Below are 13,763 nucleotides of genomic sequence, written 5' to 3'. Positions count from 1 at the left end.
CGGCCCAACCGCCGCTGAGGCACTCGCACTCCGCACAGACCGAACAACGTCAACGGGGAGGAATTCCGCCCATGAGCGTTCGACCTGACCCGATGGGCGCCTGGAGGTTCCTGCACGTCGCGGCGCGACCGGTTGTGCGGCTGTTCACTCCAGCCGGCAGCCACCGCACCGGCGGCCGGCGCGGCCGATGCCTGCTATGACGGCAAGGCCAGCTACGACGTGCGTCAACATCTGGCCGAACGTCACCAATTACGCCAAGATCTGCTTCTACCGCAGTGACGCTTCGGTGTTGTACTGCCAGGACGGCACCAAGAAGGCCGAGGTGGGCAAGTGGACGGTGCCGGCGCCCGACACGCCCGCCCGCACGGCGAGCCGGTCACCACCGCCAACCTTGCCGAACACGTCCGCCAGGTCGTCGACGACCCCAGCCCCGGCCGGAAGTACGCGGCCTCGGTTTCCATCCGCTGCCGTGCTTCCTGGACAACACCGGCGAGGCGGCCAGGGGCGCAGATCGCGGTCGATGAGGTTACGAACCCTCCGTGAACGCGGTGGCGTGGTCGGCGGCCCACCGGCGAAACGTGCGCGGCGCCGTTCCGAGGATGTCGGCCACCGCAGTGGTGACGTACGCGGGCTGTCCGACCGCCGCGCTCCACGCGGCGAGCAGCATGTCGACGACCGAGTTGGGCGCCGTGCCCTCCCACAGGCTTCGGAACTCGTCCGGCGTCATCTCCTCGAATGCGATCCGGCGCCCCAGGGCGTCACCGATGACGTCCACCTGGGCGGCTTGGGAAAGTGATTCGGGGCCCGTGAGGACGTAGTCGCCTCCGACGTATCCACCCTGATAGAGCGTCCGCGCCGCGACGGCTGCGACGTCGCGGTCGTCGACCGGTGCCGACTCGGCCGCGCCGTAAGGCCACCGGATGACCTCGCCGGCCCGGATCGCGGGCGCCCACCAGGCCAGCGAGTTCGACGCGAACATCCCCGGCCGGATGATCGTCGACTCGAGTCCGGTGGCCGCGATGAGGCGCTCGATGTCGGCGTGCAGCACCGCCATGGGATTGGGCTGCCGGAAGAGGGGGTGCGGCGTCTGATGCGGGGAGGAGAGGAAGACGGCACGCCGCACGTGGGCCGCCAGCCGCTCGACGACCGCTTCGGCGGTCTGAGGCGGGGCGGTCCAGACGAGGAAGACCGCTCCGGCGCCATTCAATGCCCGGTCGAGCGTCTCGGGCACGGTGAGGTCGCCGGTGAAGACCTCGACCTTCGCCGGCAGCGTCGCCGCAGCCTCGGGGCGATGGGTGAGGGCGCGGACCGGTACGCCCGCGTCGAGGAGTTGGTCGATGACGACGCGGCCGACCCGGCCCGTCGCCCCGGTTACGAGCACGGGAGGAATGTCGATCTGATTCATGCCGCTCATGGAAACGTTACTAGGTTAAAAAAGCAACCTGGTAATGAATGTTACGGTGGTCAGATGAGCGAGTCGACGGGACTGCGGGCCCGCAAGAAGGAGCGGACGCGCGACGCCATCGGCGACGCGGCCGTATCGCTGTTCCTGGAGCGCGGCTTCGACCGCGTCTCGGTCAACGACATCGCCGCGGCGGCCGAGATCTCCAAGCCGACCCTCTTCAGGTACTTCCCCACCAAGGAAGACCTGGTGCTGCACCGGTTTGCGGACCACCAAGGAGAGGCGGCACGCGTGGTACGTGACCGCAGGTCCGGCATCAAGCCGGTGACGGCGCTGCACCGGCACTTCCGGGACGGCCTCGATCGGTACAACCCCGTCACCGGCCTCAACGATCATCCCGAAGTGGTGGCGTTCCACCGGCTGGTGTTCACCACACCGAGCCTGGCGGGAAGGCTCACGCGGTACCAGCTCGATGACGAGGAGGCGCTGGCGGACGCCCTCGGCGAGGGCATCCACGCACGCCTGCAGGCCGCCCAGGTACTCGCGGTCCAACGGGTGCTCGCCCGAACCAACTGGCAGAAGGTCGCCGACGGTCGAACCGCCCACGACGTCCACCCCGAGGCCGTAGCCGACGCCGACCACGCATTCAAACAACTGCGGTGACAGGCGACACTCCCGGTAGAAGAAGGCTCCGCAGCCCGGTGCACGCGTTGCCACCGGCCCGCTCAGCCCGCTTTCGCGCTGTTTCTATCGGTGCCGGCGTCCTCCGACCATCGCCGGAGGCGACAACGGTCCGGTTCATGAGGGCGCGGCTCTGCTCGGTCCACCGACGCACGTCGCCGTTCAAGGCTCTGACGATGGCCACTCTGGTCTGGAGCATGCATGAGCTCGTCAGGCGTCGGCGAGGAGGGGGTCGTACAGGGTGCCCGCGCGGCGGCCCGCCATGAAGGAGAGGAAGTCGCCCACGAAGGCGCTCCGACCGTAAGTGCCGTCGGTGCCGTCGGTGGTGGTGAGGTCGCGGTGGAAGGCGGTGCGGAAGAGGGCCCGGTACTCGTCCGCGTCGATGGTCCCGTTGCCGTCCTTGTCGGTGGCGTCGAAGAGGACCTCGGCGACGCGGATGAGCGCGGGTCCGGCGAGGGAGGGGACGGCGGTGGCGTACTCCTCGGCGCTGACGCGGCCGTCGCCGTCCGTGTCGAGGGCCGCCTGGAGCTCGCGCCACCAGGCGGCGAAGGCGTCGTAGAGCCGGGTCTCCTCGGGTTCGTCCAGGTCGAGGCGGGTGGACAGTTCGCGTGCCATGGCGGCGAGGTCAGGCCAGTCGAGATGACCGTCGCCGGTCTGATCCAGCACTCGGCGGAAGAACTCCTCCGCCGAGCGCCGGTTCTCTTCTGCGCCCGCCGAAGGTGCCGGGGCAGGGCTGGGGTTGCCGCTCAGTGGTGTGAGGAGGCGGAGCAGGGCCGATGCCCGCTTCATGCGGACGCGCAGGGCGGCAACGGTGCGGGCCCGGGGGTCGTCGCTGTCCGGCGAGAGTGAAAGGGCTTCGATGATGCTTTCGGCGTTGATCCAGCCCTCGGGCAGGAATCGGGCGAGCCCGGCGGCGAGGTAGGCGCCCTGCATGAGGGTTGGGGCGCCGGGCATCTCGGGCAGGCCGGCCCGGCGCCGGTAGGGCTCGGGGAGCGAGGCGACGGTGATCGCGCCCAGGAGCGGCCCGGCGACAGTGCGGCCGGCCGCCCACAGTGTCGGCGCGCCGTCGAGCATCGCAGGGGCGGGCAGGTGGTCGAAGAGCCGGTAGAGGATGACGCGGGCCGCCTCGGTGTTCTCCAGCTCGTTTTCGACAACCCGGTCGAAGTATCGCCAGAAGTCGTTGAGGTCCTCGGGGAGTTCCGCGGCGTCGCCGTCGAGCGCGGCGAGGAACGCGCGGTACTCCGCGTACATCCGCTCCATCGTGTCCTGGTCCAGCGGCTGGCCGCTCAGCCGGCACATGGTGACGGCGCTCTCGAAGAGGGTGGCGACCACCCAGGCGCGGGTCGCGCGGTCCATCGCGTCGTAGGCTCGGCCGCGGGAGTCGGAGCCGCTCATGCGGGCGTGCAGCCGGTTGAGTCGGGAGGCCTCCCGTTCGAGTACCGTCGGGTCGGTGCCGAACATACGCCGCATGCTGAGGAAGGTGTTGCGCAGTCGGCGCCAGGGGTGGGCGACGAAGGTGGAGTTGTCCATGAGGGCGGCGCCGATCTGCGGGTGAGCGGCCTCCAGTACGGTGGCGCGGATCATGGCCAGGGCCCAGCGCGGGTCGTCGAAGAGGGTGCTGAACTGCGATTTCGGGCCGAACAAGGATGCCTCGTCGGCCGTTCCCGTGATTTCGGTGCTCATGATGGGTCTCCATTCGTCCGGGCGGGCACGCCGCCGAAGCGGCGGTCGCGGCGCCGGTAGGTGTGCAGGCAGGCGACGAAGTCGGGAGCCCTGAAGTCCGGCCAGAGCACCTCGGGGAAGACCCACTCGGCATAGGCGACCTGCCAGAGCATGAAGTTGGAGATGCGCTGCTCACCGGATGTACGGATGACCAGATCCACATCGGGAGTGTCGGGGAAAGGCAGGTGGTCCGCGAAAAGCCGCTCGGTCACCTCGTCGGCGGGCGTCCCGCTGCGGATCAGCGACCTTGCGGCCTCGACGATGTCCCGGCGCCCGCCGTGGTCGAAGGCGACGGTCAGCGTCATCCCCCGGTTGCCGGCGGTCAGCGCCGCCAAGTCGTCGAAGTCCTGGGCCAGTTCACGGGGGATGCGCGGGTCGGCGACCCCGAGGAAACGGCAGCGGATGCCGCGCGCGAGCAGCAGCGGCGCATGCTTGCGCACAACCCGGCGCACCATACGCATCAGGAACTCGACCTCGGTGCCAGGGCGGTTCCAGTTCTCGGTGGAGAAGGCATACAGGCTGAGCCACTCCACGCCGGCGGCCCGGGCCGCCTCGATGACGTCGATGACGGCGGTCTCCGCGGCCCGGTGACCCGCCGTACGGGGAAGCGAACGCCGCTGCGCCCAACGGCCGTTGCCGTCCATCACGCAGGCCACATGCCGCGGCCCCGCACGCGCCGCCCCCTCTTCACGCCGCTGCCCGCCGGGTCCGCCAACGCAGTGTCGCCCGCCCGGCCTGTCCTCTGTCACCGCGCGTGCGCGCGGCACGCCGTAGTCCGTCATGTCCGGCCCCGCCCCGTCCGAAGCGGCACGACCGGCCGTACCGCGCTCGGTCACCCACCCTGCCTCGCCGCTCCCGCCTCGCCCACGCCCCACCGGCGCGATCCCTCCCGGAAGTCTGACAGCGCGAAAGGGCCCTGACCGGCCGAACGAGTGGCCGTCACCCTTGACTCGTACGATCGAATCCGTCCGAGTGCCAGAGCGGCGAACTCGCGCACAGGCCCTTTCGAAGCTCCGGTCGATGCGCGGGTTGGAGCGTGACCGCACCCAAGAATCCGCGAACTCGCGCGCTTCCGACGCCGGCCACTTCAACCAGGTCAACGACGGCTTCGGCCATGCGGCCGGTGACACCGTCCTCGCCGCGTTCGGCCCCCCGGCTCACCGCCTGGGCGGGCCCGCGTGCGTTCGCCGGCAGGCTCGGGGGCGGTGAGTTCGCCGTCAGACGCCATCGCCGGTCTCCGGCGGGACGGGGCGCGGTCCTTATCGGCGGGCTCCGGTGTGGGTGTGGCGGGTGTCGTGGTGAGGGCCGTACCAGTCGAGGCACAGCACGGTGGCGTCGTCGGCCAAGTGGCCGTCGCAGGTGTCGGTGACCGCTGCTGTCAGGACGCGCACGACCTCGCGGGGATGTTCGCAGGCGGTGTTGCGAATGAGGCCGGGCAGGTCGACGGACCCGGCTTGTCGTTCCTGCATGCCATCGGTGTGGAGCAGGAGGCGGTCCCCGGGGCGCAGGTCGAGGTCCTGCACGTGGTAGACAGTGCCTCCGGGGGCGCCGAAGAGCAGATCGATGTCCAGGTGTACCTCGCTCACCGTGCCGTCGCGCAGGAGCAGTGGCCAGGGGTGTCCGGCGTTGACGAGCTGTGCGCCGGTTCCGTCGAGGGCGATGCGCGGGAGCTGGCCGGTGGTGAGGGTGTGGTGGCCGTGGTCGCGGAGGGCCTGGTGGATCTTGTGGGCCTGGCCGGCCAGGTCGGCTGGTCAGCCGGACGGTCCGTGGCCGCGAGCTGGTCACCGGCGCCGTGATCGGCGTCGCCCGGTTGGCCGACTGCCACCAGGATCCGGACGGCTCCCCGCCCTGTACCGAGTGGGCGGAACCCGGCCCGTGGCACCTGGTACTCGCCGACGTCCAGGAGCTCGCGCTGCCGATCCCCGCACGTGGGCAGCTCGGGCGGCAAAAGCCCACAGAGGACCTGGTCGCGCAGGTGCTCCAGCAACTGCCCGGCCTGCTGCCGTGACCCGCAGACGAGGCAAGACGCCGCTGTTCGAGCAGGGCTGCATTCCGGCACCCGGCGGTCTGCTGGACTGGCGCGACGCCCGTCACGTCGACGCTGGCCGGACCCTGCCGTGCGTGCTGTGCGGCAGCCGCACGCCGATGCGCTCCCATTACGGCGAGCCCGTCCACAAGGCCTGCGCGGACAGCTGGATCACCGGAAACGCGGCCGAGGCGCGCCTCGGCAGGTTCGCCTCCGACATCCAGCCCGAGACCCGCGACAAGGCCGACGACCATGCCTGACCCTCACCGCGCCCCTTGTGACAACCGCCCCTGTGACCGGAGGGCGGCGCGCGGGCACGGCAACGCCCCAGGGGCGGTCCGCTGAGTCACCGGCCACACGGTCGGCCGGACACCCCTGGGACCCCTTCACTTTCACGTCCCAGGAGTCCTTCGCCATGCAGTTCCCCGTAGTCCCCTGGACTTTCTCATCGGCCCCGAGCGCGCCGCCGAGTTCATCAGCGGCCTGGCCCGCGACCTCATCGCCCAGGACCTGCTGCCCGAGCTGGTCGCTTACCGGGTCGTGTACGAAGACGTCCTGGCGAGTGACCCGTTCCTGCTCGCCGCCCCCGGCCAGGCATGGGCCCTGCGCCCCGAGGCCACAGGCCCCGCCCCCGGACTGCTCCTCATCATCGACCGTGACAGCGACCAGATCACGGTCGAAGACGAACACGGCCAGCGCCACCAGATCCCGCTGCACGCCCTGCACACCTACCGGCTCGACCAGTGGTGCTGGGCCCGCCCCGACACCACCGCCCGACACCACCGACCAGTGGTGAGCGCCGTGAGCGCGCCGTTCGGAGCACGGCTGATGCTCACCCTCGGGCCGCCCCCGGCCGTGACCCCGGTCGCGACATGGGAGCTCCGCAGGCTTCGCACCCGGCACGGCATCACGTTGCGCGACGCCCTGCGCCGCTGACGATCGTGATCTTTCATGCGATGAGGGCGGCGATGTCGTCGTCGAGCTCGCCGCCGCTGTAAGCGATCAGGTCGCGGTGGAGATGTTTGAGGAGCTGGTGGGGCGCCTCGCCGCTCCACGAGCGGATGCGCTCGGCGAGGGGGCGGCGGCTTGCAGTTCCCGGACCTCGCCGCGGTGCAGCAGCAGTGGGGGCGGGTGGCCGCAGGTGACGGTCCGGACGACCGGTTCGTCGTCCGGGATCTCGGCGAGGAGAGCGGTGATGAAACGTTCGGCGATCTCCGAGCCCGGGACCCCCGGGTACTGGGAGGCGCGGCGGCTGATGCTCGTCTCCAGGCGGCGCGCGAGGTGAGGCAGGTCAGGCGCGTCGTGGGCGGCCTCGCGGAAGGCGCTGAGCAGGCTCGCGGCCGCCTGGATTGCGAGCAGGCCCTTGCCGCGTACGTCGCCGATGAGCAGCCGTACGCCGTGCGGGGTGCGGATTGCCTCGTACAGGTCGCCGCCGATCCGGGCTTCCGCCGCGGCGGCCAGGTACACGCTCTCGAGCGTGACGTGCCCGAGGTGGCGTGGTACCGGATGCAGCACCGCCAGCTGGGCGGTCTCGGCCACTGAGCGGACCTGAACCAGCTGCCGGGTGCGTCGGGAGAGTAGGCGGTTTAGGAAGACGGCGAATACCGCGATTGCCGCGACGGTGGCCAGCTCCGAGTAGGCGGTCGCATCCCGCAGCGCATTGAAGTGCACCATCAGGCCGAAAAGGATGACGCACGCGCCCACTCCGGTGAGCACGGTCCCCCAGAGGGACAGCAGCGAGGCGGCAGAAACCATGCCCGTGGCGAGGAAGGCAACCGGCCTGACGTCGCTGGGTGTGAAGAGGCCGATGAACAGGCCGATGAACAGCAGCAGAGCAGGCAGCACGGGCAGCAACCTGTCCCGCGCACCAGCGCTGTGCGTGACTCCGCGTTCCTCAGGAGGCCTCGCCACCGTGCCGCCCCCCTACGGTCGTAGCAGCCTAGGTCCGGAAACCGGGCCACCGATTTAGGTGAATCTATCGCCGTTCGCCCGAAGTGTTTGAACCATCGGTGGTGACACGCAGGTGTCACCAGGCGGCTGGACAGCGCCCAGCTGCGCCCGCCCCGGCCCGCCCTGTGCCTCGCTCTGATCCGCCATAGCGCGTTGGTCGAAAAGGCGATCTCCCGGCAACCCGGCCCGCTCCCTATGAGCCCTCAATGGCGTTTCCGCAGGTGGGTGCGGTGGGTGCGGTGGGTGCGATGAGCTCTGCCATGTCTCCTGCCACGAGAACGTCAGTCGTTCTGCCACGAGATGTGTCAACGGGCCCGAGTGAGGACGCCCCCCGCCGTCCCGCGTAGGCCGTGGCTTGCGGGCCGGTGCCGGAGGACCGCGGTTCTGTCCTGTCGGCGGTGTCAGGACATGTGGCCGACGTGGCCGGCGGCTGCGGCGCACAGCGCTCCCCAGATCGCGACGCTGTAGGCGGCAGTCGCCGCGCCCAGCATCCGGGGCATCGTGCCAGACACCATGGGGGGCTTCTCTTCGTCGCGTGGACCGGGCGTGTACCCGCCGTCCGGTGCAAGCATCCGGCCGGACTAGCGGCTCCTGACGCCCTCCTCAAGCTCGCTCCCCATCCCTGTCGTGGTCCGCCGGAAGTTCGCGGGCCGGGTAAGTCGCGGGGCCTGGCAGCCGCTCTGAGCAGGTGCCGCTTGCCGTGGGGCGCTATTTCTCGTAGGTGGACAGGGCCAGGCCGAGGGCGAAGAAGGTGGGCGCCCATTCCCCGACGAAGATGCCCACCCGGTCGGCGCGTTCCTCGCCCTTGTTCTCCACGTTCAGCGATCCGCACCAGGAGATGACGGACAGGCCGATGGAGATGAAGCCGGCGGTGTAAGCGTGCTCGGCGCGGACTCCGGACTCGTGCAGCTTCTTGACGAACATGTGGATCACTCACTTTCTGGGGCGGGTGAGACTCGGGCCGGCCGCCCGCTGGCCGGGGACGGCGTCGATGGCGGGCGCTGCTCAGTGTTCGGCGTTCTCGACGGCGGTCTTGATGCCGTTCAGCGCTTCTTGAAGGCCGTGGTCGACGTGGCTGCCTTCGGTGGTCTGGGTGTGCAGTTCGACGGTGAGCCGGGAGCTGTCCGGGTTGTCGCCGGGCGCGACATGGAGGTGGCCCCGGTAGTCGTGGGGTCCGGGCGCTCCCCACTGAAGGCTCTTGCCTTCCTCGACGACGCGGATCCAGGCTTCGCTGGTGACGTCGTGGTCGGGCGCGTCTGGTGGGTCGATGTGGGCGGTCACCGTGACCCGGTCGCCGTCATGGGGACGTGCGGAGGTCAGCCGGGGCATGTAGGCGGGCAGGTTCTGCACGTCGGCGAGGTAGGAGAACAGCCGCTCCGGCCCGACCGCCACCATGATCGAATTGTCGTAGTCACCCATGAGTCCCGTTCTGCCCTGAGCGGCGCCCCAGACAAACGGAATCCTGAATTCATCGCTCTGATGACCTGCGCGGGCGGCGGCACCCGCGCGCCACGAGGAGAGGGCACGGCCGGCCTGCTATACGTGGGCACGCTGCGAGCGTCATGGCAGCCCCAGACCGCTCCGGCGGCAGCATGATGATCACCGAGAAGGGGTCCGGATGGACAAGGACGCACTGGTCGAAGCGGTAGCAGGCAAGACGGCCCGGACTGGTGAGCGGCTTACGCGGGAAGAGGTCGGGCGGGTGGTCGACGCACTGTTCGGCACGGTGGAGCACGCCGGGGTGATCGCCGAAAGCCTGAAGCGCGGTGAACAGGTGACCTTGATCGGTTTCGGTGGCTTTCACCTGGAGGGCTCCGGCCCGGCGCTGCGGCCGGGGCAGGCGCTTGAGGAGTATCTCAACGGCACCGTCCGCTGACCGCTGACCGCTGACCGCTGACCGCTGCCCCGCCGGACGGCCGGGGCCGGGCCTGCTGCCCGGCGCGGTCAGGGCTGGCTTCGGGCCTGGTCGGATGTCTGTCCGGCGGCACCGGACTCGGTGGTCGCGCCGAGGGTGCTGAGCTTGCCGCCGCTGGATCGAGGTGGGCGCGGACGAACCACTGGAACAGTTCCAGGCCGCGGAGCTGCTCGATGAGCATGTCCTGGGTGACCGGGTCGGCCGTCTCGGTGGCCCGCATGGCCTCCCGGTGGTCCTTGATGAGGGCGGTGTAGACGAGGTCGAGGGCCCCGAGGTGCTCGATGGCTTCGGCGCGGCCGATCGAGTAGTCGTTCCAGCTGCGCGCGTCGACCAGGGAGCCGGGGGTTCCGTTCGGCTCGCCGCCGAGAGTCGCGATGCGCTCGGCGAGATCGTCCGTCATGGAGCGGACCTTCTCGACCCGCGGGTCGATCATCTCGTGTACGGCGATGAAGTGCGGGCCAATGACGTCCTGCGGACGGCCTCGGCTTTTTTCGCGGCGCAACTCGACCCGACCCGGCCCAGGTGACAGCGCTCGTTGACGAACATCCCCGCCTGGGAGTCGAGTGCGTCCTGCGGGAACTGCACATCCCCTCCTCCACCTACTACCGCTGGCGCCGTGCGGAGAAGGAACCGTGCGAACGGCGACGCCGCGACATCGAACTGGCCAAGCGGATCATGGAGATCCACGCGGAATCCGGCGGCAATTACGGCTCGCCGCGCGTGCACGCCGTCCTCAGACGCGAGGGCAAACGCGTGGGCCGCAAGCGGGTCGAGCGCCTGATGCGCGAGGCCGACATCGCGGGGATCAGCCCGCGGCGGAAGGGCTTCACACGCCGCGATCCCAAGGCCAGCCCCGCCCCGGACCTGGTCAACCGGGACTTCACCGCACCGGCGCCGAACCGGTTGTGGGTCACCGACCTCACGATGGTCTCCACCGGCGAGGGACCGTTGTGGCTCTCCGCGATCCGGGACGCATTCTCCCGCCGCGTGGTCGCGTGGGAGACCTCCGCCCGCGCGGACGCCGACCTGGTCCTGACCACGCTGGAGTACGCGCTCGCGTCCCGCGAGGTCGAGCCGGGCAAGCTCATTCACCACGCCGACCACGGCTGTCAGTACACGTCCATCAAGCACACAACTCGACTGATGCGGGTGGGAGTTGAGGCTTCCATGGGCTCCGTCGGGGACTCCTACGACAACGCCCTCGCGGAGAACCTCTGGATGCTCATCAAGACCGAATGCATCCGTGGCCGCACCTGCACGACAAGGGCCGAGGCGAATCTCGCGCTCTTCGAGTACATCGACGGCTTCTATAACTCCCGCCGCATCCAGGAACGCCTCGGCTTCCTCAGCCCGATCGAGTTCGAAGAGAAGTACTACGCCGAGCAGGCGACGGCCGAACCAACGAATCTGAACACCCGTCAACCCCTGCTGACCAGCTGATCAGCGGCTCCCGCATGACGGGGGAACCTCAGGTGCGGCAGACGAAGACCGCCGCGCTCGGGCGTCCGGTCCTCGTCCTGGCCGCTGTCCACGCCGTGCCCGTCCACGAACTCCGCACGATCCTCACCTGCGACCTGGACCTTGCATGCGGCACCCTCGTCATCCGCCGCGGCCTCCGACGGCACACCCTCTACCTGGAGGAACTTACTCACCAGGTCGCCGCCGACTGGCTGGACTACCGCCACCGCCGCTGGCCCGCCTCGACCAACCCCCGTTTGATCGCCAGTGAGAGAGCGCCGCTCGACCCCGACCATCCCGCCGTCGGCAAGACCCTGCTCCGCGACGACGTGCCCCAGGGGCTCACCCTGGTCGGCCTGCGCCAGGACCGCATCCTCAACGAGGCAGCAGAAACCGCCGACCCCCTCAGGCTGATGAGGCTCTTCGGGATCACCGAGAAGACCGCTACGCACTACGTCACTGCCGCCCACCCTGAACGCACAGCAAGCCTGCCCCGGTGACGAACGTTCCGCCGAGTCACCCGTCAGTCCTGCAGTGCCCGGAGGGTGGTGTGGAGGTCGGTGGTGCGGGGCTGGTTGTGCGGGAGTTTGGCGAGGACGGCGGCCATGCCGCAGGTGTTGGTGGCGGCGGAGAAGATCAGGCCGGTGCCGATGGCGGCGGACAGCCAGCGGGCGGGGTGCCAGCGGGTGCCTGCGGCGAGGCCGAGGACGACGAGGGATCCGGCGGCGAGGCGGACCTGGCGTTCCATGGGCCAGGGGGCCTGTGCGCTTGCGGGGCGGTGGAGGGTGTGGCCTTCGCCGGCCCAGGCGGTGGTGCCGCCGGTGAGGGTGGTGGCGGGGATGTCGGCTGCGGCGAGTTGGGTGCAGGCGGTGGTGGAGCGGTTGCCGGAGGCGCAGACCATGAGGAGGTTGCCGCGGGTGGCTGCGGCCTTGAGGGCGGGCAGGGCGGTGTGGAGGTGGTCGAGGGGGATGTTGTGGGCGCCGGGAAGGTGCCCGGAGGCGTACTCCCCGGGGGTGCGCACGTCGATGACCGTGTAGTCGTCGAGGCGTGCGGCGGCCTGGGCGGGGATGAGGGCGGTGGGGGTGCTCATGTGCGGGGTGGTCCTTCCGTACGGTTCCGGGGGTCGGGTGACCAGACCCGGTATGATACCCCTAGGGGTATTTGATTCCATGGAGGTGGACGGTGGAGCTGGAGATGGCGGCCGACGAGCTGAAGTCGGTCCTCAATCGGCTGCGGCGGGCTCAGGGCCAGATCGCGGGAATCATCAAGATGATCGAGGAGGGCCGGGACTGCGAGGACGTGATCACGCAGCTCGCGGCGGTCTCCCGCGCGCTGGACCGGGCCGGGTTCGCGATCATCGCGACCGGGCTGCAGCACTGCATGGCCGAGGGTGGACAGGCGGCCGGTGACCGCGATGAGATGCGGGCGAGGCTGGAGAAGCTGTTCCTTTCCCTGGCCTGAGCCGGGCCGCGGTGGCTGGAGTGTTCATGCGATCACGTCGATCAGCATGAAGGCGGCCACCGCGAGGAGAACCCCGGCGAAGGCTTTTTGCAGGCGGTTGCCGGAGACCTTGATGCTGAGGCGTTTGCCGTCCCAGGCGCCGAGGATCGCCGCTCCGGTGAACGGCCCGATCAGCGCCCAGTCCAGGCCGCCGCCGGTCCCGGTGCGGGCGGTCAGGGCAGCGAGTGAGTTGACGGTGATGACGAGCAGGCTGGTGCCCACCGCGCGGCGCATGGTCAGGCCGAGGACGCCGACCAGGGCCGGGACGGCGAGGAAGCCGCCGCCGACGCCGAGGAAGCCGGTCACCGCGCCGAGTCCGGCGCCTGCCCCGGCCGCTTTGCCGGGCCGTATCCGCTCCGGCGGCTTCGACGAGGACGGGCGGAACATCCGTAGGGCCGCCAGTGCGGCGATCACCGCGAACGCGACGGTCAGTACGGCTTCCGGCACACGGTCGGCGGCAGCCCCGGCGAGGTAGGCGGGGATGATGCCGGCGGCGGCGAACAGCGATCCGGCTTTCCAGGCGACGTGACCGTCGCGGGCGTGGGCGTACAGGGCGGTGGCGGAGGTGGCGGCCACGATGATCAGGCTGGCCGTGGTGGCCGCGGACGGGGTGAAGCCGAGCAGGTAGATCAGGGTGGGCACGGCCAGGACGCTGCCGCCGCCGCCCAGGGCTCCGAGGGCGAGGCCGACGACGGTCCCGGCGATGAGGGCGAGAACGAGCGCGGTCACGCTATCCGGCCGCTGTTCCCGCGTTCGTCGAGGACCGGGTGCCCGGCGGCGGCCCACGCGTTCATGCCGCCCTTGACGTCGACCGCCTGCGCGCCGCGCTCGGTGAGGAGTTTCGCGGCCTGCTGGGAGCGGTGTCCGCTGCGGCAGATCACCACCAGCGGCCGGTCGGAGGCTTCAGGCGGCAGGCCGGCACCGGCGACGAGCTTCGACAGTGGGACGTGGGCCGCGCCGGGGGCGTGGCCCACGTCCCACTCCGGCTTCTCGCGGACGTCGAGCAGGATCGCGTTCGGGGTGTCGCCACTGGTGCGGCTGTGGGCCTGGTCCACGCTGACGCGCGGCTGGCTGCGGCGGAAGAGGAACATCAGGGTTCTCCCCTCTCC

Annotated in this window: 17 protein-coding genes and 3 pseudogenes; 8 read left to right on the top strand and 12 right to left on the bottom strand. The window is 70.2% G+C overall.

Going from position 1 to position 13,763, the window contains the following annotated elements:
• Positions 1 to 267: 267 nt before the first annotated feature.
• A complete protein-coding gene (locus SSPS47_RS35920; protein WP_275405129.1) occupies positions 268 to 402 on the bottom strand; it encodes a hypothetical protein in 135 nt (44 codons plus the stop codon).
• 124 nt (positions 403 to 526) lie between these two features.
• Complete coding sequence (locus SSPS47_RS00325; RefSeq protein ID WP_239064699.1) at positions 527 to 1,414, bottom strand: NAD(P)H-binding protein; 888 nt, start codon at positions 1,412 to 1,414, stop codon at positions 527 to 529.
• Positions 1,415 to 1,468: 54 nt separating this feature from the next.
• On the opposite strand from SSPS47_RS00325, the gene SSPS47_RS00320 reads away from it, so the two are divergent.
• Positions 1,469 to 2,065 (top strand): TetR family transcriptional regulator, encoded by a 597-nt coding sequence (locus SSPS47_RS00320; RefSeq protein ID WP_164247527.1) that lies wholly within the window; start codon positions 1,469 to 1,471, stop codon positions 2,063 to 2,065.
• Between the two features lie 228 nt (positions 2,066 to 2,293).
• Here SSPS47_RS00320 and SSPS47_RS00315 read toward each other — a convergent pair whose 3' ends face one another.
• The 3 genes and pseudogenes from SSPS47_RS00315 to SSPS47_RS00305 all read right to left on the bottom strand — a co-directional run.
• Entirely contained in the window at positions 2,294 to 3,766 is a 1,473-nt protein-coding gene (locus tag SSPS47_RS00315; protein ID WP_164247525.1) for an oxygenase MpaB family protein, read from the bottom strand.
• The gene (gene uppS, locus SSPS47_RS00310; RefSeq protein ID WP_164247523.1) at positions 3,763 to 4,641 is read right to left on the bottom strand and encodes a polyprenyl diphosphate synthase; all 879 of its coding nucleotides are present in this window, start codon (positions 4,639 to 4,641) and stop codon (positions 3,763 to 3,765) included. Before uppS ends, SSPS47_RS00315 begins: the two co-directional genes overlap by 4 nt.
• A 423-nt stretch (positions 4,642 to 5,064) precedes the next feature.
• A pseudogene (locus SSPS47_RS00305) lies at positions 5,065 to 5,550 on the bottom strand (PP2C family protein-serine/threonine phosphatase); the annotation flags it as partial.
• 2 nt (positions 5,551 to 5,552) lie between these two features.
• On the opposite strand from SSPS47_RS00305, the pseudogene SSPS47_RS00300 reads away from it, so the two are divergent.
• The 3 genes and pseudogenes from SSPS47_RS00300 to SSPS47_RS00290 all read left to right on the top strand — a co-directional run.
• Positions 5,553 to 5,813 (top strand): annotated as a pseudogene (locus tag SSPS47_RS00300) (hypothetical protein); the annotation flags it as partial.
• Positions 5,810 to 6,091 carry a hypothetical protein gene (locus SSPS47_RS00295; protein WP_164247522.1) on the top strand — a complete coding sequence of 94 codons (282 nt, stop codon included), beginning with the start codon at positions 5,810 to 5,812 and terminating at the stop codon, positions 6,089 to 6,091. The pseudogene SSPS47_RS00300 and the gene SSPS47_RS00295, both read left to right, overlap by 4 nt.
• A gap of 280 nt (positions 6,092 to 6,371) precedes the next feature.
• Positions 6,372 to 6,767, top strand: coding sequence for a hypothetical protein (locus tag SSPS47_RS00290; RefSeq protein WP_164247520.1), 396 nt, complete (start codon positions 6,372 to 6,374; stop codon positions 6,765 to 6,767).
• Between the two features lie 66 nt (positions 6,768 to 6,833).
• Here SSPS47_RS00290 and SSPS47_RS00285 read toward each other — a convergent pair whose 3' ends face one another.
• The 3 genes from SSPS47_RS00285 to SSPS47_RS00275 form a co-directional block, all read right to left on the bottom strand.
• Positions 6,834 to 7,676: a SpoIIE family protein phosphatase gene (locus tag SSPS47_RS00285; protein ID WP_239065192.1), complete on the bottom strand. Its 843-nt coding sequence runs from the start codon at positions 7,674 to 7,676 to the stop codon at positions 6,834 to 6,836.
• 813 nt (positions 7,677 to 8,489) lie between these two features.
• Positions 8,490 to 8,705, bottom strand: a complete 216-nt coding sequence (locus tag SSPS47_RS00280; RefSeq protein ID WP_164247517.1) for a hypothetical protein — start codon at positions 8,703 to 8,705, stop codon at positions 8,490 to 8,492.
• Positions 8,706 to 8,786: 81 nt separating this feature from the next.
• Positions 8,787 to 9,200 carry an SRPBCC family protein gene (locus SSPS47_RS00275; protein WP_164247516.1) on the bottom strand — a complete coding sequence of 138 codons (414 nt, stop codon included), beginning with the start codon at positions 9,198 to 9,200 and terminating at the stop codon, positions 8,787 to 8,789.
• A 199-nt stretch (positions 9,201 to 9,399) separates the two neighbouring features.
• Here SSPS47_RS00275 and SSPS47_RS00270 point away from each other — a divergent pair, with 199 nt between their 5' ends.
• On the top strand, positions 9,400 to 9,657 hold the full coding sequence (locus tag SSPS47_RS00270; protein WP_164247514.1) for an HU family DNA-binding protein: 258 nt from the start codon (positions 9,400 to 9,402) through the stop codon (positions 9,655 to 9,657).
• Positions 9,658 to 9,725: 68 nt separating this feature from the next.
• On the opposite strand, the pseudogene SSPS47_RS00265 reads toward SSPS47_RS00270, so the two are convergent.
• Positions 9,726 to 10,165 (bottom strand): annotated as a pseudogene (locus tag SSPS47_RS00265) (DNA starvation/stationary phase protection protein); the annotation flags it as partial.
• 53 nt (positions 10,166 to 10,218) lie between these two features.
• On the opposite strand from SSPS47_RS00265, the gene SSPS47_RS00260 reads away from it, so the two are divergent.
• The gene (locus SSPS47_RS00260) at positions 10,219 to 11,136 is read left to right on the top strand and encodes an IS3 family transposase (protein WP_164247512.1); all 918 of its coding nucleotides are present in this window, start codon (positions 10,219 to 10,221) and stop codon (positions 11,134 to 11,136) included.
• A 14-nt stretch (positions 11,137 to 11,150) separates the two neighbouring features.
• Positions 11,151 to 11,654 (top strand): hypothetical protein, encoded by a 504-nt coding sequence (locus SSPS47_RS35040; RefSeq protein WP_239064698.1) that lies wholly within the window; start codon positions 11,151 to 11,153, stop codon positions 11,652 to 11,654.
• A gap of 23 nt (positions 11,655 to 11,677) precedes the next feature.
• On the opposite strand, the gene SSPS47_RS00250 is transcribed toward SSPS47_RS35040, so the two are convergent.
• Entirely contained in the window at positions 11,678 to 12,244 is a 567-nt protein-coding gene (locus SSPS47_RS00250; protein ID WP_164247510.1) for a rhodanese-like domain-containing protein, read from the bottom strand.
• A gap of 92 nt (positions 12,245 to 12,336) precedes the next feature.
• Here SSPS47_RS00250 and SSPS47_RS00245 point away from each other — a divergent pair, with 92 nt between their 5' ends.
• Complete coding sequence (locus SSPS47_RS00245; RefSeq protein ID WP_124276065.1) at positions 12,337 to 12,615, top strand: metal-sensitive transcriptional regulator; 279 nt, start codon at positions 12,337 to 12,339, stop codon at positions 12,613 to 12,615.
• A 24-nt stretch (positions 12,616 to 12,639) separates the two neighbouring features.
• Here SSPS47_RS00245 and SSPS47_RS00240 read toward each other — a convergent pair whose 3' ends face one another.
• Both SSPS47_RS00240 and SSPS47_RS00235 read right to left on the bottom strand, forming a co-directional pair.
• Positions 12,640 to 13,383, bottom strand: coding sequence for a sulfite exporter TauE/SafE family protein (locus tag SSPS47_RS00240; protein WP_164247508.1), 744 nt, complete (start codon positions 13,381 to 13,383; stop codon positions 12,640 to 12,642).
• The gene (locus tag SSPS47_RS00235; RefSeq protein ID WP_203557752.1) at positions 13,380 to 13,745 is read right to left on the bottom strand and encodes a rhodanese-like domain-containing protein; all 366 of its coding nucleotides are present in this window, start codon (positions 13,743 to 13,745) and stop codon (positions 13,380 to 13,382) included. The genes SSPS47_RS00240 and SSPS47_RS00235 overlap by 4 nt, the downstream gene beginning before the upstream one ends.
• Between the last annotated feature and the right edge of the window lie 18 nt (positions 13,746 to 13,763).

It is taken from the genome of Streptomyces sp. S4.7 (assembly GCF_010384365.1).
Classification (GTDB): Bacteria; Actinomycetota; Actinomycetes; order Streptomycetales; family Streptomycetaceae; genus Streptomyces.
This window is presented reverse-complemented; position numbering and strand designations above follow the sequence as displayed.

Excerpts from the sequence above, each read along its gene's own strand:
- SSPS47_RS00270 (WP_164247514.1), top strand. The coding sequence starts at position 9,400 with ATGGACAAGGACGCACTGGTCGAAGCGGTAGCAGGCAAGACGGCCCGG.
- SSPS47_RS00250 (WP_164247510.1), bottom strand. The coding sequence starts at position 12,244 with ATGAGCACCCCCACCGCCCTCATCCCCGCCCAGGCCGCCGCACGCCTC.
- SSPS47_RS35040 (WP_239064698.1), top strand. The coding sequence starts at position 11,151 with ATGACGGGGGAACCTCAGGTGCGGCAGACGAAGACCGCCGCGCTCGGG.
- SSPS47_RS00235 (WP_203557752.1), bottom strand. The coding sequence starts at position 13,745 with ATGTTCCTCTTCCGCCGCAGCCAGCCGCGCGTCAGCGTGGACCAGGCC.
- SSPS47_RS00280 (WP_164247517.1), bottom strand. The coding sequence starts at position 8,705 with ATGTTCGTCAAGAAGCTGCACGAGTCCGGAGTCCGCGCCGAGCACGCT.
- SSPS47_RS00315 (WP_164247525.1), bottom strand. The coding sequence starts at position 3,766 with ATGAGCACCGAAATCACGGGAACGGCCGACGAGGCATCCTTGTTCGGC.
- SSPS47_RS00320 (WP_164247527.1), top strand. The coding sequence starts at position 1,469 with ATGAGCGAGTCGACGGGACTGCGGGCCCGCAAGAAGGAGCGGACGCGC.
- SSPS47_RS00275 (WP_164247516.1), bottom strand. The coding sequence starts at position 9,200 with ATGGGTGACTACGACAATTCGATCATGGTGGCGGTCGGGCCGGAGCGG.
- SSPS47_RS00325 (WP_239064699.1), bottom strand. The coding sequence starts at position 1,414 with ATGAGCGGCATGAATCAGATCGACATTCCTCCCGTGCTCGTAACCGGG.